The sequence below is a fragment of the Halomonas sp. CH40 genome (assembly GCA_041875495.1).
Classification (GTDB): Bacteria; Pseudomonadota; Gammaproteobacteria; order Pseudomonadales; family Halomonadaceae; genus Vreelandella.
The window spans coordinates 3101874-3125072 of record CP112982.1 but is presented as its reverse complement, the minus strand read 5'-3'; the positions used below and the strand labels follow the sequence as shown (position 1 = coordinate 3125072).

The window sequence follows — 23199 nt, the reverse complement described above, 5'->3', positions numbered from 1 at the left end:
GTGCCGGAGGCTGCCTGGATATTGACGATCAGCGTAGGTAGGAGGCCACCGGCCATGACCCATACTCTTCACTCTGCCAACAGCGGCCACCCTGATAAAAAAACCTCAACGGTCGATACGCTTTCCGGGCTGCGTTTTGAGCAGTTCTACGTGGCCGTTGAGCAGAGCCCGGTGGCGACAGCCATTACTGATGCGAATGGTTGCATCGAGTTTGTTAACCAGCGTTTTCTGGAAATCACCGGCTATGACCGTGAGGAGCTCCTGGGTAAGACGCCCGCCTTGATTCAGTCTGGCATGACGCCGAATGCGGTCTACGACACCATGTGGGCAACGCTGAAAGCTGGCGATGTCTGGAAAGGTGAAATTCTCAATCGACGCAAGAACGGCGAGCTGTACTGGGAGAAGCAGACCATCACACCGGTCAAGCATTCAGACGGTGAGATTCTCAACTATGTTGCCGTCAAGGAGGATATTACTCACTGGCGCCGCCAGGAGAATGAGCTGCGCTTGATGGCGGCCGCGTTTGAAACCGGTCAGGCTACCTTGATTACCGATGCGGATGTGGTCATTGAACGGGTGAACCAGGCATTTGTAGAGATTACCGGCTATTCAAGCGCCGAAGCGGTAGGACAAACGCCACGCCTGCTCAAGTCTGGCCGCCACGATGACGACTTCTATCAGCAGATGTGGCGTTCACTGCGTGAGAAGGGCCACTGGCAGGGTGAAGTGTGGAATCGCAACAAGAGCGGCGAGATTGCCCGTTATTGGCAGGCCATCACCGCGGTGCATGATGATGAGGGCCAGGTACGCCGCTTTGTGGCAGTGTTTCACGACCTTTGAAGAAGCCGTCAAGCGGCGCGGGAATTGTCAGCGCTGCTGCTGGGGTCAACCGCCGAGCCATCTGTATCAGCGGCCAGGTTGCCTCGGGCAGGCATGGCGCTGGGGTCAATACCGTTGCCCGTGTTGCCAGCAGCGGCGCTGCTGGCTGTGTCGGCTTGTGCATTCTCAGCATCAGCAGCGCTGCTGCTTTCTGTGCCCGTCGCGCGGGCATTGTTCATTTCACTTTGCAGCCTTGAGGCCTCAAGTTTGGCTTCCAGCAGATACTGGCGCGCCTGGGCAGCGACTTGCAGGTCCTTGGACGAAGGCTCTGCCGGTGCCAGGGCGGCGGCAATCACGGTCTGCATTTTCTCAACGGTGGCCTGGGGGTCACCCTTCACCGGGCCGTAATCAATCGGCACTTCACCGCCAACCGCATAGCGGTTGCCATCCGGGCCGGATTGATAATCGTAGCTGGCGCTGCCGGTATAGGGGCCTCCGGCAACTTCATGGGCGCGCTCGTGCTGGCGGACTTCCTGGTCGGTGCGTTTGAGCTGCTCAACCTGGCGGATTTCCTGTTCGTTCAGCGGCGTGCCGTCCGAGCGTGTGGGGGCGTTACCAAAAGGGTTCTCGTCGCTTTCCCGGTTTTCCTGAGTTTCGTCACCTGACCGTGCGGATCGGTTCTGTTCTGATCCTTCCGGCGAGTTGATCGGCGCAGCGTCATCACTGGCGCGTTCGGTAGACCTGCGGCTGTTGGCGGTGCTTTCCGCCGGGTTGGCGGTAGATAAAGCTACCCGCGCGTAGTCATTGCCTGTTTCGGCAATCGGGCGCTGGTCTGCCTGGGAAAGCGTCGCGCCTGCGGCTCGCTCGGCGCTGCCTACGCGGCTCGTCGCAGAGGCAGTGACCGACCAGTAGGTTGACGGTAATGCGCTACTGACAGCTGAGATGGACATAAGCGGTACCGAGAAAGTAAACGATGAAGTAACATTATAGACTAGTATCGGCAACTCGTCCTCAGACTGCAAGACAGGAACATCACAACGTCAATGCCTTCTATTGATATCGTACTGCATCTTTCTTATGACGAATGTTTGGCCCACTATGAAGGGCGGATTGGTAATGTGCGCACTCGCAGCCTGGATGGCCGCTGGGTGATTTTTCCGGCGGAAGCCATTCGCCGTGTCGTCAGTCGAGATGGCGTACACGGCGCTTTTCGGCTGCACTTTTCCGATGAGGGGAAGTTTGTCAGTATTAAACCTTTAGCTGCGCGGCGTTAGTGGCCGAAGGCGGATGTGTAGACGTTTGTCTCTGGTGTGGCCAGATGGGTGCCGGTAGGGTTTAGCACAACAAAATAGGTATGCTTGTTTTACCTGTTGCTGACGTTTGTCAGCACATTCTTTGACCGTGGAGTCGCCATGATTCGTGTCCATCATCTGGAAAAGTCCCGCTCACACCGGGTTCTCTGGCTTCTGGAGATCCTTGCGCTTGACTATGAAATCGTTACCTATGCTCGCGATAACGACACTCAACTGGCACCCAAGGCACTGAAAGAGATCCACCCGCTGGGTAAGTCGCCGGTGGTGACTGACGGCGATATTACCATTGCCGAATCAGGCGCCATCGTGGATTACCTGCTGATGCGTTACGGCCAAGGGCAAACGGAGCCGTCGTCGGATAATAGCGCGGCCTGGGTCAATGAACGTTACTGGCGACACTACGCAGAAGGCTCCTTGATGCCGCTGCTGGTGATGCGTCTGGTGTTCAGCCAGTTGCCCAAACAATCGCCCTTTCTGATCAAGCCAATCGCCAAGGGCATCAATGCCACGGTCAATGAGCGTTTTCTGGCGCCTCAGCTGGCAGAGCACCTCTCCATGATTGAGGCTCATCTGGAGCCACGCGGCCAGTTCTCCAGCACCTGGCCGAGTGGCGCAGATGTGCAGATGAGCTTTCCACTACAGGCGTTGGCCCTGTCTGATTCATTGCGCGATTATCCAGCGATCAGCCGCTATGTGGCACGTATTGAAGCTGACTCGGCCTGGCAGCGTGTTGTCGAGCGCGCCGGATCATTGACGCTGCCAGGCATATAGCCGTGCGGAGCGTTTGTACCATGCAAGGCAGGTTCACCCGGTGGAGCCTGCTTGGCCGCCCCGATAGGGGTTGCCTTTGACGGCGACACGGCACACGCCTAACCGCTGGCAAGCCCGGCTGACAGGTGATAGACTATGCCATCCTCTCAGACAAGGCCCGTGAACGGGCAGTTTTCAACACTGCCAGTTGCACATTTTGGTAAGGCAAAATGCCAATCCAATTAAGCGGTTACCGCATTATTTACTGAGCGGTAACTGAGTGTCGGAAACGTCGCAGCAGGCACTGTCTGATTAACAGCCAGGTGCCAAGCGATGAATATACAGTTAATCCGTTGCCATTAACGGCAACCTTTTTTCTCCAAGGAGATACCCTGTGGCGAACAGCAAGCAAGCTCGCAAGCGCGCCCGCCAGGCCGAGAAGCGTCGCGTCCTGAAATCCAGCCAGCGCAGCATGGTCCGCACTTATATCAAGCGCGTGATCAAGGCAATCAGCACTGGTGACCACGCCAAGTCAATGGAAGCTTTCCATGCCATGCAGCCGGTTATCGACCGTATTGCTGACAAGGACGTGCTCTCCAAGAAGAAGGCTGCTCGCCTGAAGAGCCGCTTGAACAAGCGTATCAAGGCTCTGGCGGCGTAAGCCGGCAAGCGCCTTAAAAAAACCGGCCAAGGCCGGTTTTTTTGTGTCTGTCAGCTGTGTTGCCTGCCATAACGACGTCAACACGATTGGGTTAACGCCCGTCTTAATGGATGAGACGCAGAGAGGCTGCCATGAGTACACCAACGCCTGATCGCACCGATCAGCCGCCCGCCCGTCGTGGGCTGATGGGGTCGGGGCTGATTGTCAGTGCAATGACGATGCTTTCCCGCGTCATGGGGTTGGCGCGGGATGTGGTGATCGCCGCCCTTTTAGGGGCAGGCACCGGTGCAGACGCCTTTTTTGTGGCGTTCAAGATCCCCAATTTTTTGCGCCGTCTATTTGCGGAGGGAGCCTTCAACCAGGCCTTTGTTCCGGTGCTCTCGGAGTATTCCACGACGCGCACCCGGGAAGAGATCCGCGAGTTGCTCAACGCGGTCGCCGGTAGTCTGGCCGCCGTGCTGGCACTGATTACCGCATTGGCCATGCTCGCAGCTCCCTGGCTGGTATGGGTGTTTGCGCCCGGTTTCGGGCGTGACCCGGAAAAGCTGGCGCTGACGGCGGACATGCTGCAGTTGACCTTTCCGTACCTGTTGTTGATCTCATTAACAGCGTTTTCAGGCAGCGTGCTGAATACCTGGAACCGTTTTGCAGTACCGGCCTTTACGCCCGTGCTGCTTAACCTCTCGCTGATTGGCGCCGCGCTTTTGCTGGTGCCTCTGATGGATACCCCGGCCATGGCGCTGGCTTGGGGGGTGCTGATTGCTGGTGCCGCCCAGCTGGCTTTTCAGGTGCCGTTTCTTTTTCGCCTGGGGCTTTTGCCCAAACCCTGGCCGAATTTTGCCCATGAAGGAGTGCGGCGCATTCTGAAGCTGATGGCACCGGCGCTGTTTGGAGTCTCGGTATCGCAAATCAACCTCTTACTGGATACCGTTCTGGCTTCATTTCTGGCAGCGGGTAGCGTTTCTTGGCTGTATTATTCAGACCGTCTGGTCGAGCTGCCGCTAGGGGTGTTTGGCGTTGCGATTGGCACAGTGATTCTGCCGGCGCTTTCCAAGCGCCATGCCAGCCAGTCCCGGGAGCATTTTTCAGCCATGCTGGATTGGGCAATACGCATGGTGCTGTTGCTGGGCCTGCCTGCGGCGCTGGCGCTGGCGGTGCTGGCCAAGCCGCTGTTGATTACCCTGTTCCATTATGGCGCCATGACCGATCACGATATCCAGATGGCCGCGATGAGCCTGCGCGCCTATGCGTTTGGCCTCTTGGCCTTCATGCTGATCAAGGTGTTGGCGCCGGGCTTCTTCGCCCGCCAGGACACCAAGACGCCGGTCAAGATCGGTATCATCGCCATGCTGGCGAATATGGTCTTCAACCTGATTCTGATCTGGCCGCTGGCCCATGCCGGGCTGGCGCTGGCGACGGCTTTGTCGGCCTTTATGAATGCAGGCATGCTGGGCTATCTATTGCGTAAGCAAGGCATTCTGGTGTTTCAGCCAGGCTGGCCGCGTTTTGCGCTCCAGCTGGTGGGGGGCAGTGCGGTGATGAGCATTGGCCTTTACTGGCTGGCGCCGGAATGGCAGGCCTGGCTTGAGTTTTCGCTTTTCCAGCGGGTTGGCTGGGTGAGCGTGCTGGTAGGGCTGGGCGCCGGTGTCTACTTTGCCTGGCTGGCGGCCTTTGGTCTGCGCCTTAAACAACTTAAAATGCACAGTTAAGGTTACAATACAGGGCCAGGCATACATTGACGCGGGCAGGTTGGTTATAATCGCCTGATGTTACAGGTTTCACACAGTTGAGGTGCCATGCGCGTTATTCGAGGGCTGCACAATCTGACCGATGCACACCGGGGTTGCGTGGCAACCATCGGTAATTTTGATGGTGTGCACCGTGGGCATCAGGCCATTTTGCAGCAGTGCCGCGAACACGCGGCCAGCCATGATGTGCCGCTGACGGTGGTGGTGTTCGAGCCTCAGCCGCGTGAGTTCTTCGCCGGTGAGCAGGCGCCGCCACGCCTGACCCGCCTGCGTGAAAAAGTCCGCCTTTTGATGGCCCATGGCGCTGAGCAGGTGCTGTGTCTGCCGTTCAATGATGCGCTACGCAGCCTCACCGGGCGTGAATTTATTGATCAGGTGCTGATCAAGGGCCTGGACGTTCGTCATCTGGTGGTGGGGGATGATTTCCGCTTTGGCTGCGACCGGCGCGGTGACTTTAACCTCTTGGAAGCGGTAGGCCGCGAGCAGGGGTTTGGCGTCGAACATACCCGCACCTTCACAGTGGATGATGAGCGGGTTTCCAGTACCCGAGTGCGCACCCTGCTGGCCAGTGGGAACTTCCACGCATCGGCGCGTCTGCTGGGTCGCCCTTATTCACTGGGTGGGCGTGTGGTACGCGATCAGCAGCTGGGGCGCACGATTGGCGTGCCCACCGCTAACCTGCCGCTGCTTCCGCAACCGCTGACCCTGCGCGGGGTATTTGCAACGGTAGCAGAGCTTGAAGATGGCCGCTGCTACCCGAGTGTGGCCAATATTGGTTATCGCCCCACCGTCGGCGCGCAGCGCCCAACCCTGGAAGTACACCTGTTTGATTTTGACCGTAATATCTACGGCCAGCGCTGCACGGTTTACCCTTGCGCCCGGCTGCGTGGTGAAACCCGCTTTGATGACTTTGATGCCCTGAAAGCGCAGATTTACGCGGATCAGGCGCGCGCGCGGCGCTATCTGGCCAACTATCAGGGCGCTAACCACGCCTTGCCGCTTGCCTCAGCGCCGGCCCCTTTATCTGATATTTCTGCCGCTGATATTCCTGCAGCGGCAACGACCTTCTCTGACATAAGGTCGGCGGACGATTCCGCTGACGCTAACGACGGCTGACCGGACTATGGATTATAAGCACACGCTGAACCTGCCTGAAACAGATTTTCCGATGCGCGGCATGCTGCCCAAGCAAGAGCCTGGCCGGGTTTCCAAATGGCAGGACATGAACCTGTATCAGCGCCTGCGCGACGCCCGCGCGGGCAGGCCGCAGTTTGTTCTGCACGATGGCCCTCCCTACGCCAATGGCAGCATTCATATCGGTCACGCCGTCAACAAGATTCTCAAGGATATTATTGTTAAGTCCAAGAACCTGGCCGGTTTTGATGCCCCTTACGTGCCGGGCTGGGACTGCCATGGCCTGCCGATTGAGCATAAGGTAGAAACTACCCACGGCAAACATCTGGGAGCGGATAAAGCTCGCGAGCTGTGCCGTGACTATGCCACTTCCCAGATTGAAACCCAGCTGACGGACTTTGTCCGCCTGGGTATTATCGGCGATTGGGAACACCCCTACCGCTCGATGGACTACGCCAACGAAGCGGGTGAGATGCGTGCTCTGGCCGATATGGTCGATGCGGGCTACGTGTTCAAGGGGCTAAAGCCGGTTAACTGGTGCTTTGACTGCGGCTCGGCGCTGGCCGAGGCTGAAGTGGAATATGCCGACAAGACATCAGACGCCATTGATGTGGCTTTCCCGGTGGAAGACGCCGACAAGCTGGCGGCGGCGTTCGGCCTTAATGCCTTGCCCAAGCCGACCTCCATCGTGATCTGGACCACCACACCCTGGACGATTCCGGCCAACCAGGCGCTTAACGTTCATCCTGAGTTTACCTATGCGCTGGTCGATGTGGGTGACAAGCTGCTGCTACTGGCAGAAGAGCTGGTGGAAAGTTGCCTGGAACGCTATGAGCTAAGCGGCGAGGTGATCGCCACGACTCAGGGTCAGCAGCTTGACCTGATCAACTTCCGCCATCCTTTCTATGAGCGCCTCTCGCCGGTGTATCTGGCCGACTATGTGGAATCCGAGGTGGGCAGTACCGGTATTGTTCACTCTTCGCCGTCCTACGGGGTTGATGACTTCAACACCTGCCGTGAGCACGGCATGAGCTTTGATGACATGCTCAACCCGGTGCAGGGCAACGGTGTGTATGTTGATGATCTGCCCTTCTTTGGTGGCCAGATGATCTGGAAGGCCAACCCGCAGATTGTCGATAAGCTGCGCGAGGTGGGCGCGCTGATGAATCACAAGCGCTATCAGCACAGCTATATGCACTGCTGGCGCCATAAGACGCCGGTTATCTACCGGGCCACAGCGCAGTGGTTTGTGGGCATGGATATTCAGGGCAAAGACGGCCAGACCCTGCGTGACAAGGCGCTCAAGGGGATCGAAGACACCGTCTTCACGCCTGCCTGGGGCCAGGCGCGCTTGCACAGCATGATTGCCAATCGCCCGGATTGGTGTATCTCCCGCCAGCGTAACTGGGGCGTGCCGATTCCGTTCTTCCTTCACAAACAGACTGGCGAGTTGCATCCCAAAACGCTTGAACTGATGGAAGAAGCCGCCAAGCGCGTCGAGCAGGAAGGCATTGAGGCATGGTTCAAGCTTGACCCCGCTGAACTGTTGGGGGCAGAAGCCGCCGAGTACGATAAGGTTACCGATACCCTGGATGTGTGGTTTGACTCCGGTACCACCCACCGCCACGTGCTGCGCGGCTCTCACCCGCATGGGCATGCCAGCGGCCCGCAGGCTGATCTGTATCTGGAAGGCTCCGACCAGCATCGTGGCTGGTTCCATTCGTCACTGCTGACCGGCTGTGCGATTGACGGCCACCCGCCTTACCGTGGCCTGCTGACTCATGGGTTTACCGTCGATGCACAGGGTCGCAAGATGTCAAAATCCGTGGGCAATGTGGTAGCGCCCCAGGAAGTGATGGACAAGCTGGGGGCTGACATTCTGCGTTTATGGGTGGCCTCAACGGATTACTCCGGCGAAATGGCGGTTTCTGATGAAATCCTCAAGCGCACCGCAGATGTATATCGGCGTATTCGCAACACGGCGCGTTTCCTGCTTTCCAACCTCAACGGCTTTGATCCGGCACGTGATCAGGTGGCCTTTGGCGATATGCTTGCGCTGGATCAATGGGTGGTCGACCGTGCTGCCCAGCTGCAGGGGCGGATTGAAAAAGCCTATGAAGAATACCGTTTCCTGGATGTCTACCAGCAGGTTCATGGGTTCTGCGCCCGGGAACTGGGCGGTTTCTATCTGGATGTGATCAAGGATCGCCAGTACACCACCCAGGCAGATTCGCTGGCCCGGCGCAGTGCGCAAACTGCGCTTTACCATGTAGTGGAAGCGCTTTCCCGTTGGGTAGCGCCGATCCTGTCGTTCACCGCTGAAGAAATCTACACCCATATCCCGGGTGAGCGGGGCGATAGCGTTCTGCTGGAAGAATATTATCAGGGGCTTGGCACCCTGGATGATCAGGCGGAGCTGGGGCGTGATTTCTGGGAGCAGGTGCTGGAAGTCAAGCATGCGGTCAACAAGTGCCTGGAAGATGTACGTAATGCCAAGGTGATCAAGGGCAGCCTGGCCGCGGATGTTACCCTGTATGTAGATGACAGCCTGCAGCAGACGCTGACCAAACTGGGCGATGAATTGCGTTTTGTAATGCTGACCAGCGAGGTACATCTGGCGCCGCTTGCTGAAGGAGACAACGCCGAAGTCACTGAGCTTGCTAACCTCAAGGTGGCGGTAGCGGCCAGCGAACACACCAAGTGTGAGCGCTGCTGGCACCACCGTGAAGATGTTGGCACCCACGCAGATCATCCGGATCTGTGCGGGCGCTGTATCAGTAACCTGCCGGAAGGCCCGGGCGAGACGCGCCGCTATGCCTGATCAGGCGGGCTCGCAAGCGCCGCTGGCACCCATGCATCAACCGCTGCGCTGGCTGTGGCTGGCGCTGGTGGTGATAGTGCTTGACCTGGCGACCAAGTATGCCGCCAGCCACTGGCTGAATTATGCCCAGCCGGTAGAGGTGCTGCCGTTCTTTAACCTGACGCTGTTGCACAATACCGGCGCGGCGTTCAGCTTTCTGGCCGGGCACCCGGGTTGGCAGCGCTGGTTCTTTGCAGCGGTGGCCATCGGGGCAAGTATTGCCCTGACGGTCTGGCTGTCGCGGTTGAAGACGGATGAAAAGCTGCTGGCGATTGCCCTGCCGCTGATTATTGGCGGCGCTTTGGGTAACCTTTATGATCGGCTGGTACACGGCTATGTGGTGGATTTTCTGTCGTTCCACGTGGCGGGCTGGTATTACCCAGCGTTTAACATAGCGGATATCGGTATTACCCTGGGCGCTGCGGGTATGATCTGGGAATCACTCTTTGCCGACCGTCGGCGCAAACAACGCAAGGCTTGATGCCTGCTTCTACTTTTCAAGGGCACAGATTACCGATGAGCGATTATCTGATTGATGATGGTATGGAAATTACCCTGCACTTCACCTTGACGCTTGAAGATGGCACGGTAGTGGATTCAACCCGTGAAAAAGCCCCGGCCACCTTCCAGTTTGGTGATGGCAACCTGCCGCCGGGCTTTGAGAACCCGATCAAGGGGCTGGGGGTTGGCCAGGGCGGGCGCTACACCATTACGCCTGAGCATGCCTTTGGCCAGCATAATCCGCAAAATATCCAGACCCTCAAACGTGAAGACTTTGGTGACCAGGAACCCGAGATTGGCATGGTGATGTCGTTTGCCGACAAAGCGGGAACTGAATTGCCCGGTGTGGTCAAAACCATTGATGACGAGCGGGTCGAGGTGGATTTCAACCACCCGCTGGCAGGGCGTACGCTGACGTTTGAAGTTGAAGTGCTGAATGTAACGCCGGTCACCAAACACTAGTTTTATTTACTAACCGATGCGTGAGGCATCAAGGCGCTTTTATGCAGTCACCAGAGCTTTCATCACAAGGTGCAACAGAGCTTTCCGAGCCAACTCAACCGGTGCAGATCAAGCTGGCCAACCCGCGCGGGTTCTGCGCGGGCGTCGACCGGGCAATTGATATCGTCAACCGTGCGCTGGATGTGTTTGGCGCACCGATCTATGTACGTCATGAAGTGGTACATAATCGCTATGTGGTCGATACCCTGCGTGAACGTGGGGCAGTATTTGTTGAGGAACTCGATGAAGTGCCGGATGACGTCATCGTGATCTTCTCGGCCCATGGCGTTTCCCGGGCGGTGCAGCAGGATGCCGAGCGCCGCGGTCTCAAGGTGTTTGATGCCACCTGCCCGCTGGTCACCAAGGTGCATATGGAAGTGCTGCGCTACGCCAAGCGCGGTCAGGAATGTATTCTGATTGGCCATGAGGGCCACCCTGAAGTGGAAGGCACCATGGGTCGCTACGATGACTCGAAAGGGGGGCGCATCTATCTGGTCGAAGACGAAGAGGATGTGGCTCGCCTGACAGTCAATGACCCGACAACCCTGGCGTTTGTTACCCAGACCACGCTCTCCATGGATGATACCGCTCGGGTCATTGATGCCCTGCGCGACAAGTTCCCCGAAATTCAGGGGCCGCGCAAGGACGATATCTGCTACGCCACCCAGAACCGTCAGGATGCGGTACGTGAATTGGCCGCAGATAGCGATCTGGTGCTGGTCGTCGGCAGTGCCAACAGTTCCAACTCCAACCGCTTGCGTGAGCTGTCTGAGCGTATGGGCACGGCCGCTTATCTGGTGGATGACGCTGAACAGATTGACGAAAGCTGGCTGAAAGGCGTCAGCCGTATCGGCATCACCGCCGGCGCCAGTGCCCCTGAAGTACTGGTAAAAGGTGTGATTGAGCGGCTGCAGTCACTGGGTGCGACAGCGCCACAGGAGCTGGCGGGGCGTGAGGAAACGATCACGTTTTCAATGCCCAGCGAACTGCGCGAAAGGGTTATTGCCAGCAGCTAGCGCTTTCTCTCTAATGCAATCATCCGGGGCTTGCGACATACTGCCTGTATACCCACGCAGCTTATGGAGCGCCCCGTGTCATCTTACTCTCCCTACGTTTTACATCTGCGTGCTGGACGCTTTCAGCACGGCTTTACACTGATCGAAATGCTGATTGTAGTGGCTGTCATCGGAATACTGGCAGCCATCGGCTACCCGCGCTATACCGCCTATGTGGAGCGTTCCCTGCGCAGCGATGCCCACGCAGGGCTGCTACAGGCCGCCTCAGAAATGGAACGCTGCTATTCGCGAAACTATGCCTATACTGATTGTGAGAACATTGCGGATGCATCTCCAGATGACAATTATGATATCGAGCTGACGACGGACGATGGCGATGATGGTGGATTTACGCTAACCGCAACCACAGAACGTGAAGATGGTTGTGACGGCGCCATCACCCTCAATGCCCTCGGAGAGCGTGCACCGCAAGAATGCTGGTAATCATGGGACGACATCGCGCATGTGCAGGGAGGCACAATGGCATATCGAATCGCAGCGAGCAGACAAACGGGTTTTGGGCTGATAGAAGTCTTGGTAGCGCTGGTAGTTTTGGCCTTTGGGCTGTTGGGGATGGCTGCACTCCAGCTGAATGCGCTGAAAAATGCCACCCAAAGCTATCAGCGCAGTGTTGCTACCCTGGCGGCTATTGATGCCCAGGAGCGTCTTTGGGCCGCCTTGGCAAATTCCGCGGATGGCAACTGCAGCGGGCTTACCGCCAGTGTCAAAAGTGACTGGCAAGCCGCCTGGTTTGCCGATAGCCAGACACCACTTGCGGCGCTAAGCGGCCATCTCAAAGGTTCCGGCTGTATCTTTGAAGTTGAGGTTACCCTGAACGATGGTAACCCTGCTTATTCCTATACCTTCCACTTGCCCGACCTGAGCGATGCCTGATCATGAACCGTCAGGCGGGGGTTACCTTGGTGGAGCTGATGGTCGCTCTGGCCATCGCGGTGCTTATCATCCTCGGGGCAGGGCAGCTTTACTTGTCAGCACTGACCACTTTTCAGCAGGTAGATGCCTTAAGCCGTCGTCAGGAAACCCTGATTTTTGTGACGGAAACGCTGATCCGCGATATCCGCAATGCCCATACGGCCACTCACGAAAGCCATGCCATCAGGCTGGCGGTGCCCAAGGATGCGCTATCCAGCTGTGACACGTCCGATCTGGATAAACGTTATTACCTCAATCCGGTCGCCTCAGGCGGTTATTCACTGACCCTCAGCGAATGCAGGGAGCCTGGGGGATGGAAAACCAGCCAGCCGTTGATCAGTGGCTTTTATGATGACAGTGCGTTTGCCGTAGAGGCGAAAGGCAAGGGCCGCTATCAGCTGACTCTGCAGCTTGGCGCTGATAACTCCCAGGGCTATGAAACCATTGTCTTCAACGTGCAGAGCAGGGTTGCTGCACTGGCTCAGCATGATGCGAGGACAGTGCTCACAGGAGGTAAGTGATGCAGGCGCAGCGCGGCGTAGCCCTGGTGATTGTTATGATGCTGCTGGCCAGTACCGCCCTAATAGGTATTTCAGCCATGCATGCCAGCTTGCTGGAAAATAAGCAGGCGGCCAGCTACCGTGCGGCGGCGCTGGTGCAGATGGCCAGCGAAGGTGCGGCCGTCATGCTACTGGAAAATCCGGCGAATTCAGCGCTTGCCACCTGCGTAAGCCAACACGGTTGGGGCGTTTTTAACGCTTTCAGCGATGTACATCCAGCCGTACAGCTTGAGTGTCGTCAATGTGTTGACAGCATTGCCGGCCATTGTCTGAACGATGGAGATAAGTTTGACGTTGTTATCGATGGCGTGGCGGTTGAGCACAGCGTCACGGCCACCGTCTTGCTGCGTGCACAGTTGGTTGATCAGGCCAGGGCGCGCGCAATTGCCAGCCGGACTCTGGTGATGACCCGTCTGTATGATGAGATTGACGCAGCCGCGACGCTACGCTGGCATGCGTTATAGCCTGTTGCAACTAGCGCTGAATATTCAGGCATGGATTGACGGTTGGCGATGGTCGCCTTGGCGCAGGCGTCGCGTTATCATTGGCGCATTTGACCAAGAGCCTTAACCGCATGCATCCAACCAGCAAAACTCGCGTTCTTACCGGTATTACCACCACAGGTACGCCGCACCTGGGCAACTATGTCGGAGCGATCAAACCGGCAATCGAAGCCAGCCAGGACCCTGACGTCCAGTCGTTCTATTTTCTGGCTGATTATCACGCCCTGATCAAGTGCCAGGATCCTAAACGCGTACAGCAATCGCGGCTGGAAATCGCGGCCACCTGGCTGGCACTGGGGCTCGATACCGATAACGCCATCTTCTACCGTCAATCGGATATCATCGAGATCCCCGAGTTGACCTGGATGCTGTCCTGCGTGTGCGCCAAGGGGCTGATGAACCGCGCCCATGCCTATAAAGCGGCGGTAGCTGAAAACGAAGAAGCGGGTAACCAGGACCCGGATAAAGGCATTACCATGGGGCTGTTTGGCTATCCGGTGCTGATGGCGGCGGATATTCTGATGTTCAATGCCAACAAGGTGCCGGTGGGGCGTGATCAGATTCAGCATATTGAGATGGCGCGGGATATCGCCGGGCGCTTTAACCATCTCTACAAAGGCCAGTACTTCACTCTGCCGGAAGCAGTGGTGGATGAAAAAGTGGAAGTGTTGGGGGGCCTGGATGGCCGCAAGATGTCGAAAAGCTATAACAATACTATTCCGCTGTTTGTCAGTGAGAAAAAACTGCTGAAGCTGGTGCGCAAGATCAAGACCAATTCGCTGGAACCTGGCGAGCCAAAAGACCCGGAGACCTGCACGCTGTTTCAGATCTATGCGGCCTTTGCCTCAGCGTCAGACGTGGCTGCCATGCGCGAGCAATATGCCCAGGGTATTGGTTGGGGAGATGCCAAAAATCAGCTGTTTGAATATCTTAATGCCCATCTGGAAGCACCCCGTGAGCGCTACAATGCGCTGATGGAAGACCCAGCGCATATTGAGGCGGTACTGCAGAAAGGCGCCGAGCGCGCCCGTGAAGAAGCTGCCATCACCATGGATAAATTGCGCAGTGCCGCCGGTCTTGGGCGCTTTATCTAAGCTGATATTCTTTTTTTGTCTATTAATCTTTGAATAAGTAATTTTACGCTATTTAACCTCCACGGTAACCTGAATCAATTCGTCTACTTAACGCCGGTTTTTCAGCCGGCGCTTTTACTTCGAGTTGCTCAAGGTGATTACCATGTCGACCGCTTCCTCCCCTGTTTCTTCATCCCTGACGGCTTCGCCACCTTCACGCCTGGCCTTGGCGGCTGGCGCCCTGATTATTCTTGGCTCCCTATTGGTGGGTATGGTGTTTGATGCCAGTAACGGCCTGTTGATGCTGGTAGGTGGCCTGCTGGGTATGGTGCTTTACCACGCGGCCTTTGGTTTTACTGCCGCTTGGCGAGTATTTATTACTGAACGCAAAGGGCGCGGTTTACGCGCCCAGATGGTGATGCTGGCCCTTGCGGTTGTGCTGTTTTTCCCGGCGCTGGATGCTGGTTCGCTGTTTGGTACCTCTGTTTATGGCTTTGTCGCCCCGATTGGGCTTTCAGTGATTGTGGGGGCCTTTATCTTCGGCGTGGGAATGCAGCTAGGCGGTGGCTGTGCGTCAGGCACCCTGTTTACTGCCGGTGGCGGCAATGCCCGCATGCTGATCACGCTGGTGTTCTTTATTGTCGGTTCAGTGATTGGTTCAGCACATTTTGCCTGGTGGCAAAGCTTGCCGGCCTTTGCACCTGTCTCGCTGGTCAAACTTGCTGGCGCCTGGGGAGGTATCGCCATTAGCCTTGCGCTTTTCACCGCCATTGCTGTCTTTACGGTGGTAATGGAGAAACGTCGTCATGGACAGCTTGAGCGTACCAGCGTCGTCAACAAGCAAGGGGCTGAACGCTGGTTGAGTGGCCCCTGGCCGCTGTTGTTTGGGGCAGTGGCATTGGCGCTGTTGAATTTTGCCACTCTGGCACTGGCAGGCCGCCCCTGGGGTATTACATCGGCTTTTGCGCTGTGGGGAGCCAAGGCGTATCAGCTGGTTGGCGGTGATGTCACCCAGTGGGGTTACTGGCAATCTTCATGGAATGCAGCCGCATTGAATTCCAGCATCTGGGGCGATATCACTACCGTCATGAACGTGGGCATCATGCTGGGTGCCTTGATGGCGGCGAGCCTGGCTGGGCGCTTTGCGCCTAACTTCAGGATACCTTTACGTTCAGTTGCAGCCGCAGTGATTGGCGGCATCATGTTGGGCTACGGAGCCCGCCTGGCATTTGGCTGTAACATTGGCGCCTACTTCAGTGGTATTGCATCCGGGAGCCTGCATGGCTGGATATGGCTGATTGCCGCTTTTGCCGGCAACATGGCAGGCGTTCGGTTACGGCCACTGTTCTTCCCGGGTGAGCGGCAACCTGCTCCAACCGCCAAAGGGTGCTAGCCCATATTGAAAACCCCGATCAGTGATCGGGGTTTTTTTTAAGCAATTCGCATGGATACATTCAATTGAACTGAAGGGGTCTTAGGTTATTAAGATTTAATTTATAAACATAATACTTATGTAGCCGATGGCTTGTGGGTCATTGAAATGATTGGCGGAAGCGTAGGGTCTGTTGATGTTTCATCGCGGCCGTGATGAAACATCAACAGACCCTACGCTAGAAAGTAAAAAAATATTCGTATCAGTAGCGCTGAGTGGAAGTTGTCTCCTGATAGCAGGTGCTATGGTGGATGATGTGGTTGTTCTAAAGCGTGCTTAGGAATAAGGCAGAATGTAACCCTAATTGCGTGAGAATTTATCAGATTTTTTTAGGCGAAAATTTTTTGCGTGGATTGGAATGTTAAATCGGGTTACGTTATATTGCTTATAGCATTGAAATACTCTGGCAGCACTTAAATAAAATTTATCTGTTCCATGCAAAAAATTTTGCGCCGCGCGACTGGGTCATTTTGCTCTTGATGGACGTAGAGGCAATGTCTGAAGCGGCTGGCTATAAATCGTCCAAAAGCTTGGTGCCGGAAGAAAATAATTAAAAAATGTTTCTCCAGGCACTGCGTGCGCTCACCACAACGTCTTCATCAACAGTCCTGCTGAAATAGCCCGACTGAGTGACACATAAGGGATCAAAAATGGATATGAAACCAATGTACACACTAGGCAAGTCAGCGGTTCGCAAAGCGACACTGCTTTCTACAGCGGCTTTTGTAGGAGGGGGCTTGGCACTGTTGCCGTTGACACAGGCCGTGGCTCAGTCGTTGCCCAGTGGTATGTCGGCAGCAGGTTCCGCCGATCTACGCTCTGTGGTCCAGCAAACTATTACTCAGAACCCCGAAGTGAAGGCTGCCTTCCAAGCGTTTAGTGCTGCAGGCTTTGATACCGATGAAGCGCGCGGAGGTTTTTTGCCCACGCTTGATGCCACAGCAGGTATCGGGCGTGAAAGTGTGGAAGGGGATGGTCGAGGCAGCTTTGATAGCGATTTTGTGCAGCTTGAACTCAATCAGATGGTATTTGATGGTTTTGCAACGGCCAATGAAGTTGAGCGTCTCAACAAGGCACGTCTAGTACGTTACTACGAACTGTTGGATGCCAGTGAGCAGGTCGCCCTTGAAGCTGCCCGTGCCTACGCAGATGTCAAACGTCACAGGGAACTGGTGCGCTTGGCGCAGGATAACTATGCCGAGCATCTGCGGGTTTATAATCAGATTGAAGAGCGTGCTCTCTCAGGGGCAGGACGGGGCGTGGATCTTGAACAGATATCTGGCCGACTGGCATTGGCCGAATCCAATCTGATGACAGAGGCTTCCAACCTTCACGATGTGTCAGCCCGCTATAAGCGCATAGTGGGTGATTTACCTGCTGAAAACCTTGAACAGGCGCCTGAAATGGCTGGGTTTTTGCCACCTTCGGTCACTGACGCGGTCAATCTAGCCTTTGAAGGTAACCCGGAATTTCATGCGGCCATTGAGAATATTGACGCAGCCCGTGCTCAGCAGGATGTGACTCGCTCTGGCTTTCAGCCGCGTATGGATATTGTTGGGCGTACTGGCACCAACAATAACAGCGATGCAGGCCTGCAGGGGCGTCGTGATGAGCAAAGCATTGAGCTGGTGGCCAGCGTTAACCTGTTTCGTGGGGGCTCTGACCTGGCTTCTTTCCGCGCAGCCAGTGAGCGTATTGATCTTGCAGTTAATGAACGTGAGCTGATCTGTCATAACATTCGCCAGACTACCCAGATTGCCTACAACGATACCCAGCGTCTGCGCGAGCAGATGGAATATCTTAACCAGCACCGTCAGTCAATTGACCGCGTGCGCGGTGCCTATCAGCAGCAATTTGATATTGGCGAGCGTACCTTGTTGGACGTGCTTGACAGTGAAAACGAATACTTCGAAGCCAGCCGCGCTTACGTTAACGCTGAATATGACGTGCTGATTGCGGATGCGCGTACACTGGCCTCGATGGGGCAGCTGTTGCAAACCCTGGAAGTGGCTAACGGTGATATCCCGAGCCTGTCTGATCTTAACAGTCAGGGTGTCAATATCGACCCGGAAACCGTGTGCCCGGTTGATGGCCCGGAAGGCTTTACGTTAGCCGACCTGGTAGGTGATGTGACAGCACAGCCTACCCGTGCACCGGATGCTATTCTGTCGGCAGATGCATTGTTTGCTATTGACAGTGCGGTGCTTAGTGCAGAAGCGCGTTCGGAGCTGATGCAGCTGGTCGATCAGATTCGTGGTCGCGAAGATCTTGGGCGCATCTATATCGCTGGACATGCGGATACAACAGGGAATGACGCGATTAATGAGCCTTTGTCACGTCGGCGTGCTGAGAGTGTCGCCAACTTCCTTATCCAGCAAGGGGTAAACGGCAGCCTGATACAAACCGAAGGGTTCGGTTCCCGCCAGCCGGTAGCAAGCAACGACACAGCGCAAGGGCGACGCCAAAATCGTCGCGTTGAGGTGACCCTGGAAACCTTGAGTGAACTCGGCGATTATATGGTAACCGATACTCGGAGCGCCCAACCTGTGCCGACCTTATCTGCTGAGCAACAGCAGGGCAGCTTGAATGCGAGCTACGCCGGGTCAACTTCGTCGCGTCAGCAACCCGCGCAAGCCATGCGCCAAACCGCTAATCAGTCAACCGCCAATTTCTATCTGCAGGTTATGGCATTGAGCAACGAGGAATCTGCACGTGAGCTGCAGAGCTCTCTTCAACAGCGTCTTGATGGGCCGGTTCGCGTGGTCAATGGGGGTGGTTTCTTCCGTGTTCAGGTGGGTACCAATGGCAGTGCCATGGAGCTGCGCCGTCAGCTCGATTCATTGGGCTACCACGATGCCTTCCCTGTCAGCAGCTAATTAATCGCGTTTAATGAAGCCGGCCACTCTGCATCCTGAACAGGAAGCGGAGTGGTCAGAGTGAGCGTGCTGCTAAATGCTGATCCTACCCTAGATAGAGGTCTGTGTGCCTAACGAAAGCCACTCAATGCCAGACGAGCCAGCGACCTTGGCGGAGGCGGATGAACTGCTGGAATGCCTGCTGAGTATTGCCCACCAGCACCATCACGAGACCACCCGGGAAGCCCTGCGGGCGGGGTTGCCGCTGGAAGAGGGCAAGCTGACCCCGGGCGTTGTGGGTCGTGCCGCTGCCCGCGCTGACCTGACCGCGCGGATTATCAAAAGCCCGCTGGGCGAGCTGAACCCGGCGCTGTTCCCGGTCATCCTGCTGCTGGAATCAGGCCGTGCCTGCTTGCTGCAAGCGGTGGACCTGAGTAGCGGGCAGGCGACGGTCAGCTTTCCGGAACTTAGCGACGCCACCACCGATATCAGCCTGCACGGCCTGGCAGAGGCCTACAGCGGCCAGGCCATCTATGTGCGCCCCAAGTTCCGCTTTGACGCCCGCGGGCCGGAAGTCAAACAGTCCCGCGAGCGCCACTGGTTCTGGGGCGTGATCCGCGAAAACCGCAAGCTCTATCGGGATGTGATTCTGGGCTCGGTGCTGATCAACCTGTTTGCCGTGGCCATGCCGTTGTTTGTGATGAACGTCTACGATCGGGTGGTGCCCAACGCGGCTACCGAGACGCTCTGGGTGCTGGCGGCGGGCATTCTGATCGTGCTGTGCTTTGATCTGGCCCTGCGCCTGATGCGCAACTTCTTTGTCGATCTCGCCGCCAGCCGGGCGGACGTCAAGCTGACCTCGTCGATCATGCAGCGGGTACTGGGCATGCGCATGGAAGCCAAGCCGGCCTCTACCGGCTCCTTTACCTCCACCCTGCAGTCGTTTGAAGCGGTCAGGGCCTTTATCGGCTCGGCGACCATCGTTGCCCTGGTGGACCTGCCCTTTGTGCTGCTGTTCATGACCATCATTGCCCTGATCGGCGTGCCCCTGGTGATCCCGATTGTGGTGGGCGCGGTGTTTGTCCTGCTGTACGCCATGGCCGCCCAAAGCAAGCTGCACGAACTCTCCGAGACCACCTGGCGGATCAGCGCCCAGCGTAATTCCACTCTGGTGGAAGCGGTGGGCAATCTGGAAACCGTTAAGGCCCTGCGCGGCGAAAGCCGCCTGCAGGGCAGCTGGGAACGGGCCTCGGCCTTTCTGTCCCGTACCGCCGCCCAGCTGCGCCTGGTCAGCACCTCGGTGACCAGTGTGGCGCTCTGGGCCCAGCACACCGTCTCGGTGGTGATCATTATCACCGGCGTCTACCTGATCATTGAAGGCGACCTGACCCAGGGCGGCCTGATTGCCGCCTACCTGCTGTCCTCCCGGGCCATGGCGCCGATCAGCCAGGCCGCCGGCCTGATGGCCCAATACCACCAGTCGGCCACCGCCCTGGAAGCGCTCAACGGCGTGATGGACAAACCCCAGGAACGCACCGACAGCAAACGCTACATTGACCGTCCCGTGGTGCAGGGCGACCTTCGCTTCGACAGCGTCTCACTGCGCTACCCGGATGAAGAACGCGATGCCCTGCGCGAGGTCAGCTTCCGCCTTAAACCGGGCGAAAAAGTCGCCCTGATCGGGCGGATTGGCTCCGGCAAATCCACCCTCAACAAGCTGCTGCTGGGGTTTTACCAGCCGACCAGCGGTGCCGTGCTGCTCGACGACGTGGACATTCGCCAGTACGACCCCCTGCAACTGCGCCGCCATATCGGCTATGTGCCCCAGGACATTACCCTGTTCTACGGCACCCTGCGCGACAACATTGTGGCCGGCGGCGGTATCGACGGCGTGGATGACGACAAACTGCTCGACGCCATTAACTTCAGCGGCCTGGCCGATCTGGTGCGTTCCCACCCGCAAGGCGTGGATTTACCCGTGGGGGAAGGCGGCAGTCTGCTCTCTGGCGGCCAACGCCAGGCGATTGCGATCGCCCGTGCCGTGGTGCATGCGCCCCAGGTGCTGCTGCTCGATGAGCCCTCCAGCGCCATGGATCACGCCAGCGAAGACCGGCTCAAGAAACAGCTGACCCGCTACGCCGCCGACAAAACCCTGATCGTGGTGACTCACCGCACCTCACTGCTTTCCCTGGTCGACCGGATTATCGTTATGGACGGCGGCAAGGTGATGGCCGACGGCCCCCGCGAACAGGTGGTGGAAGCGCTGCGCAAAGGGCAAATCGGGAGGGCCAGCTAATGGCCAAGCAAACGTTACCCTCTACGTCAAACGAGACACAAGCGACTCGGAAGCAGCCAACCGCCGAAGAAAAGAGCTTTGATAACCTCGGCCGCTTTACTGCCAAAGGCGGCAAGGTTTTCCGCCCCTTTATGGACCGGCTGTTCTCCAAGCGGGTGACCTCGGCTCACCTCAACCGCGACTGGGCCAGCGACGCCGACTGGGCGCGGATGCAGCAGAACCCGCTGCGCGCCCGGCTGTTTCTGTACACGGTAGTGCTCGCGGTGGTCGCCCTGATCACCTGGTCGTACTTTGCCGAGATCGACGAAGTCACCCGCGGCCAGGGCCGGGTGATCCCCGCCCAGCAGCTGCAACAGGTGCAATCCTTTGACGGCGGCGTGGTGCAGGCCATCAAGGTACGCGAAGGCCAGTTGGTCGAGACCGGGCAAGTGCTGATGGAAATCGACCCAACCCGCTTTGTCTCGGACTTCCGCGAAAACCAGTCCCAGGTGCAGGCCCTGCGCGCCCGCGCCGAACGGCTGCGCGCCCTGGTCACCGATACCCCCTTTGCCCCTGATGAAGACCTGCTTCGCGACGCCCCCTCCGTGGTGGCCCAGGAGCGCGAAGCCTACGACAGCCACCGGGAAGAACTGCGCGAACAGGAAACCGTGCTGCGTGATCGCATCCGCCAGCGTGAGGCCGAGCTGCTGGAAGCCCGGCTGCGCCGCGATACCGCCTCCCGCGAGCTCAACATGGCCAGCCAGGAACTCCAGCTCACCCGGCCGCTGCTGCAATCCGGCGCCGTCTCCGAGGTGGAAGTGCTGCGCCTGGAGCGGGAAGTCTCGCGTAACCGCGGCGAGCGCGACCAAGCGAATGCCGCGATTGACCGCTTGCAGGCCGCGGTGGAAGAAAGTCAATCCCAACTGCGTGAACTCGGCGCCGAACGGCGCAGCGAATGGCGGGATGACCTGGCCAACACCATTGGGGATATCCAATCGCTTGAAGAAGCCAGTACCGGCCTGGAAGACCGCGTCCAACTGTCAGAAATCCGCTCCCCGGTCAACGGCGTCGTCCAGCAGCTGTATATCAACACCCGCGGCGGGGTGGTTCAGCCCGGCCAGGAAGTGGTCGATATCGTCCCCAGCGACGAACAACTGCTGGTCGAAGCGCGGATTGCTCCCCAGGACATCGCCTTTTTGCGCCCCGGCCAGCCGGCCACCGTCAAGCTGACCGCCTACGACTACGCCGTCTACGGCGGGCTGGACGCCGAACTTGAGCACATCAGCGCCGACACCATTACCGACGAAGAAGGCAACACCTTTTACCAGGTGCGGGTGCGCACCCAGGAAGGCCAGGTCGACACCGACGAAATAGACGTCATCCCCGGTATGACCGCCCAGGTCGACATCATGACCGGCAAGCGCACGGTGATGGAGTTTCTGCTCAAGCCGGTGCTACGGGCCTGGAATAACTCATTGGGAGAACGCTGATGAACCACCTCTTTATCACCCCTGCCGCGCGTTTACAGCCCCGCTGGCAGGCAGCGTTTCCACAGGCTGAGGTCGTCGCGATCGCCCCTGAAGCAGCCCGCCTGACAACACTGCCGGATATCGTATGGGTCGTCTGCGAAAGCGAACAGCAACGCCTGTCAGCGCCCTTGCTGGAGACGGTGACACGTCTTTCCGCTGAGAGCGCCGTGGTCGTGCTGGCCAACGCCCCCCAGCAGGCCGATGCCCTGCAGGCCCTGCAAGCCGGGGCGCGAGGCTATGCCCACGCGCTCAGCCCGGTGGCCACCCTGCAACAGATCGCCACCGTGGTGACGAATGCCGGTATCTGGGTGCCGGCCGACCTGATGGCCCAGGTGATGGGGCACACCTGGCAAGCGCTCAACGGCGAACAGCAACTCCGGCTTGCCCTGCTGGACAAGCTCACCGAACGCGAACGCGAGGTTGCGCTGGCGGTGGTACAAGGGGCGAGTAACAAACAGGTGGCACGCACCCTCAATATTACCGAGCGCACGGTCAAGGCGCACCTGACTTCAATCTTTCATAAGCTTGAGATTACGGATCGGATGCAGCTAATGTTGAAATTGACGGAGAAGGTATCAGCTAAAGAAAGAGTTTAAAAACTACAAATAAAATCAATATTTTAGCTATGTTTTCAGGCTGCTAGCGAGTATCCACTTCGGTGATATTCGCTAGCAGCTTTGTTCTATCGTCTTACCTT

At 57.5% G+C, this 23199-nt stretch carries 21 protein-coding genes; 20 read left to right on the top strand and 1 reads right to left on the bottom strand.

The genetic code is table 11. From position 1 onward, the window contains the following. Positions 1–54 precede the first annotated feature (54 nt). Entirely contained in the window at positions 55–840 is a 786-nt protein-coding gene (locus OR573_14165) for a PAS domain S-box protein (protein ID XGA79619.1), read from the top strand. 8 nt (positions 841–848) lie between these two features. On the opposite strand, the gene OR573_14160 is transcribed toward OR573_14165, so the two are convergent. Continuing rightward, positions 849–1823, bottom strand: a complete 975-nt coding sequence (locus tag OR573_14160; protein ID XGA81758.1) for a putative metalloprotease CJM1_0395 family protein — start codon at positions 1821–1823, stop codon at positions 849–851. 39 nt (positions 1824–1862) lie between these two features. Here OR573_14160 and OR573_14155 point away from each other — a divergent pair, with 39 nt between their 5' ends. The 19 genes from OR573_14155 to OR573_14065 all read left to right on the top strand — a co-directional run bounded on the left by OR573_14155 (position 1863) and on the right by OR573_14065 (position 23098). After that, positions 1863–2093, top strand: a complete 231-nt coding sequence (locus tag OR573_14155) for a DUF2835 domain-containing protein (protein ID XGA79618.1) — start codon at positions 1863–1865, stop codon at positions 2091–2093. Positions 2094–2231: 138 nt separating this feature from the next. Beyond that, positions 2232–2903: a glutathione S-transferase gene (locus OR573_14150; protein XGA79617.1), complete on the top strand. Its 672-nt coding sequence runs from the start codon at positions 2232–2234 to the stop codon at positions 2901–2903. A 373-nt stretch (positions 2904–3276) separates the two neighbouring features. Continuing rightward, entirely contained in the window at positions 3277–3543 is a 267-nt protein-coding gene (rpsT, locus tag OR573_14145; GenBank protein ID XGA79616.1) for a 30S ribosomal protein S20, read from the top strand. Positions 3544–3674: 131 nt separating this feature from the next. Next, complete coding sequence (murJ, locus tag OR573_14140) at positions 3675–5252, top strand: murein biosynthesis integral membrane protein MurJ (GenBank protein ID XGA79615.1); 1578 nt, start codon at positions 3675–3677, stop codon at positions 5250–5252. Between the two features lie 87 nt (positions 5253–5339). Next, complete coding sequence (ribF, locus tag OR573_14135) at positions 5340–6407, top strand: bifunctional riboflavin kinase/FAD synthetase (protein XGA79614.1); 1068 nt, start codon at positions 5340–5342, stop codon at positions 6405–6407. A 7-nt stretch (positions 6408–6414) separates the two neighbouring features. Next, positions 6415–9246 (top strand): isoleucine--tRNA ligase, encoded by a 2832-nt coding sequence (gene ileS, locus OR573_14130; GenBank protein ID XGA79613.1) that lies wholly within the window; start codon positions 6415–6417, stop codon positions 9244–9246. Next, a complete protein-coding gene (gene lspA, locus OR573_14125) occupies positions 9239–9766 on the top strand; it encodes a signal peptidase II (GenBank protein ID XGA79612.1) in 528 nt (175 codons plus the stop codon). Before ileS ends, lspA begins: the two co-directional genes overlap by 8 nt. Positions 9767–9801: 35 nt before the next feature. Then, positions 9802–10248, top strand: coding sequence for an FKBP-type peptidyl-prolyl cis-trans isomerase (fkpB, locus tag OR573_14120; protein XGA79611.1), 447 nt, complete (start codon positions 9802–9804; stop codon positions 10246–10248). 41 nt (positions 10249–10289) lie between these two features. Then, complete coding sequence (gene ispH, locus OR573_14115; GenBank protein ID XGA79610.1) at positions 10290–11303, top strand: 4-hydroxy-3-methylbut-2-enyl diphosphate reductase; 1014 nt, start codon at positions 10290–10292, stop codon at positions 11301–11303. A gap of 105 nt (positions 11304–11408) precedes the next feature. Next, positions 11409–11786: a prepilin-type N-terminal cleavage/methylation domain-containing protein gene (locus OR573_14110; protein ID XGA81757.1), complete on the top strand. Its 378-nt coding sequence runs from the start codon at positions 11409–11411 to the stop codon at positions 11784–11786. A 36-nt stretch (positions 11787–11822) separates the two neighbouring features. Then, positions 11823–12236 carry a type IV pilus modification protein PilV gene (gene pilV, locus OR573_14105; protein ID XGA79609.1) on the top strand — a complete coding sequence of 138 codons (414 nt, stop codon included), beginning with the start codon at positions 11823–11825 and terminating at the stop codon, positions 12234–12236. A gap of 2 nt (positions 12237–12238) precedes the next feature. Continuing rightward, positions 12239–12796: a prepilin-type N-terminal cleavage/methylation domain-containing protein gene (locus OR573_14100; GenBank protein ID XGA79608.1), complete on the top strand. Its 558-nt coding sequence runs from the start codon at positions 12239–12241 to the stop codon at positions 12794–12796. Beyond that, positions 12796–13299, top strand: coding sequence for a hypothetical protein (locus tag OR573_14095; protein XGA79607.1), 504 nt, complete (start codon positions 12796–12798; stop codon positions 13297–13299). Before OR573_14100 ends, OR573_14095 begins: the two co-directional genes overlap by 1 nt. Before the next feature lie 110 nt (positions 13300–13409). After that, a complete protein-coding gene (locus OR573_14090; GenBank protein XGA79606.1) occupies positions 13410–14432 on the top strand; it encodes a tryptophan--tRNA ligase in 1023 nt (340 codons plus the stop codon). A gap of 142 nt (positions 14433–14574) precedes the next feature. Next, complete coding sequence (locus OR573_14085; GenBank protein ID XGA79605.1) at positions 14575–15804, top strand: YeeE/YedE family protein; 1230 nt, start codon at positions 14575–14577, stop codon at positions 15802–15804. 689 nt (positions 15805–16493) lie between these two features. Further along, complete coding sequence (locus OR573_14080; GenBank protein ID XGA79604.1) at positions 16494–18719, top strand: TolC family outer membrane protein; 2226 nt, start codon at positions 16494–16496, stop codon at positions 18717–18719. Between the two features lie 127 nt (positions 18720–18846). Next, on the top strand, positions 18847–20994 hold the full coding sequence (locus OR573_14075; protein ID XGA79603.1) for a type I secretion system permease/ATPase: 2148 nt from the start codon (positions 18847–18849) through the stop codon (positions 20992–20994). Then, positions 20994–22463 carry an HlyD family type I secretion periplasmic adaptor subunit gene (locus OR573_14070; protein ID XGA79602.1) on the top strand — a complete coding sequence of 490 codons (1470 nt, stop codon included), beginning with the start codon at positions 20994–20996 and terminating at the stop codon, positions 22461–22463. The genes OR573_14075 and OR573_14070 overlap by 1 nt, the downstream gene beginning before the upstream one ends. Next, the gene (locus tag OR573_14065) at positions 22463–23098 is read left to right on the top strand and encodes a response regulator transcription factor (protein XGA79601.1); all 636 of its coding nucleotides are present in this window, start codon (positions 22463–22465) and stop codon (positions 23096–23098) included. Before OR573_14070 ends, OR573_14065 begins: the two co-directional genes overlap by 1 nt. The last annotated feature ends 101 nt before the right edge of the window (positions 23099–23199 follow it).

What these genes read in the sequence shown, in the direction of transcription:
- OR573_14165 (XGA79619.1), top strand. Translation starts at nt 55, where the DNA reads ATGACCCATACTCTTCACTCTGCCAACAGCGGCCACCCTGATAAAAAA.
- OR573_14155 (XGA79618.1), top strand. Translation starts at nt 1,863, where the DNA reads ATGCCTTCTATTGATATCGTACTGCATCTTTCTTATGACGAATGTTTG.
- OR573_14150 (XGA79617.1), top strand. Translation starts at nt 2,232, where the DNA reads ATGATTCGTGTCCATCATCTGGAAAAGTCCCGCTCACACCGGGTTCTC.
- murJ (XGA79615.1), top strand. Translation starts at nt 3,675, where the DNA reads ATGAGTACACCAACGCCTGATCGCACCGATCAGCCGCCCGCCCGTCGT.
- ribF (XGA79614.1), top strand. Translation starts at nt 5,340, where the DNA reads ATGCGCGTTATTCGAGGGCTGCACAATCTGACCGATGCACACCGGGGT.
- ileS (XGA79613.1), top strand. Translation starts at nt 6,415, where the DNA reads ATGGATTATAAGCACACGCTGAACCTGCCTGAAACAGATTTTCCGATG.
- lspA (XGA79612.1), top strand. Translation starts at nt 9,239, where the DNA reads ATGCCTGATCAGGCGGGCTCGCAAGCGCCGCTGGCACCCATGCATCAA.
- fkpB (XGA79611.1), top strand. Translation starts at nt 9,802, where the DNA reads ATGAGCGATTATCTGATTGATGATGGTATGGAAATTACCCTGCACTTC.
- ispH (XGA79610.1), top strand. Translation starts at nt 10,290, where the DNA reads ATGCAGTCACCAGAGCTTTCATCACAAGGTGCAACAGAGCTTTCCGAG.
- pilV (XGA79609.1), top strand. Translation starts at nt 11,823, where the DNA reads ATGGCATATCGAATCGCAGCGAGCAGACAAACGGGTTTTGGGCTGATA.
- OR573_14100 (XGA79608.1), top strand. Translation starts at nt 12,239, where the DNA reads ATGAACCGTCAGGCGGGGGTTACCTTGGTGGAGCTGATGGTCGCTCTG.
- OR573_14095 (XGA79607.1), top strand. Translation starts at nt 12,796, where the DNA reads ATGCAGGCGCAGCGCGGCGTAGCCCTGGTGATTGTTATGATGCTGCTG.
- OR573_14090 (XGA79606.1), top strand. Translation starts at nt 13,410, where the DNA reads ATGCATCCAACCAGCAAAACTCGCGTTCTTACCGGTATTACCACCACA.
- OR573_14085 (XGA79605.1), top strand. Translation starts at nt 14,575, where the DNA reads ATGTCGACCGCTTCCTCCCCTGTTTCTTCATCCCTGACGGCTTCGCCA.
- OR573_14080 (XGA79604.1), top strand. Translation starts at nt 16,494, where the DNA reads ATGGATATGAAACCAATGTACACACTAGGCAAGTCAGCGGTTCGCAAA.
- OR573_14075 (XGA79603.1), top strand. Translation starts at nt 18,847, where the DNA reads ATGCCAGACGAGCCAGCGACCTTGGCGGAGGCGGATGAACTGCTGGAA.
- OR573_14070 (XGA79602.1), top strand. Translation starts at nt 20,994, where the DNA reads ATGGCCAAGCAAACGTTACCCTCTACGTCAAACGAGACACAAGCGACT.
- OR573_14065 (XGA79601.1), top strand. Translation starts at nt 22,463, where the DNA reads ATGAACCACCTCTTTATCACCCCTGCCGCGCGTTTACAGCCCCGCTGG.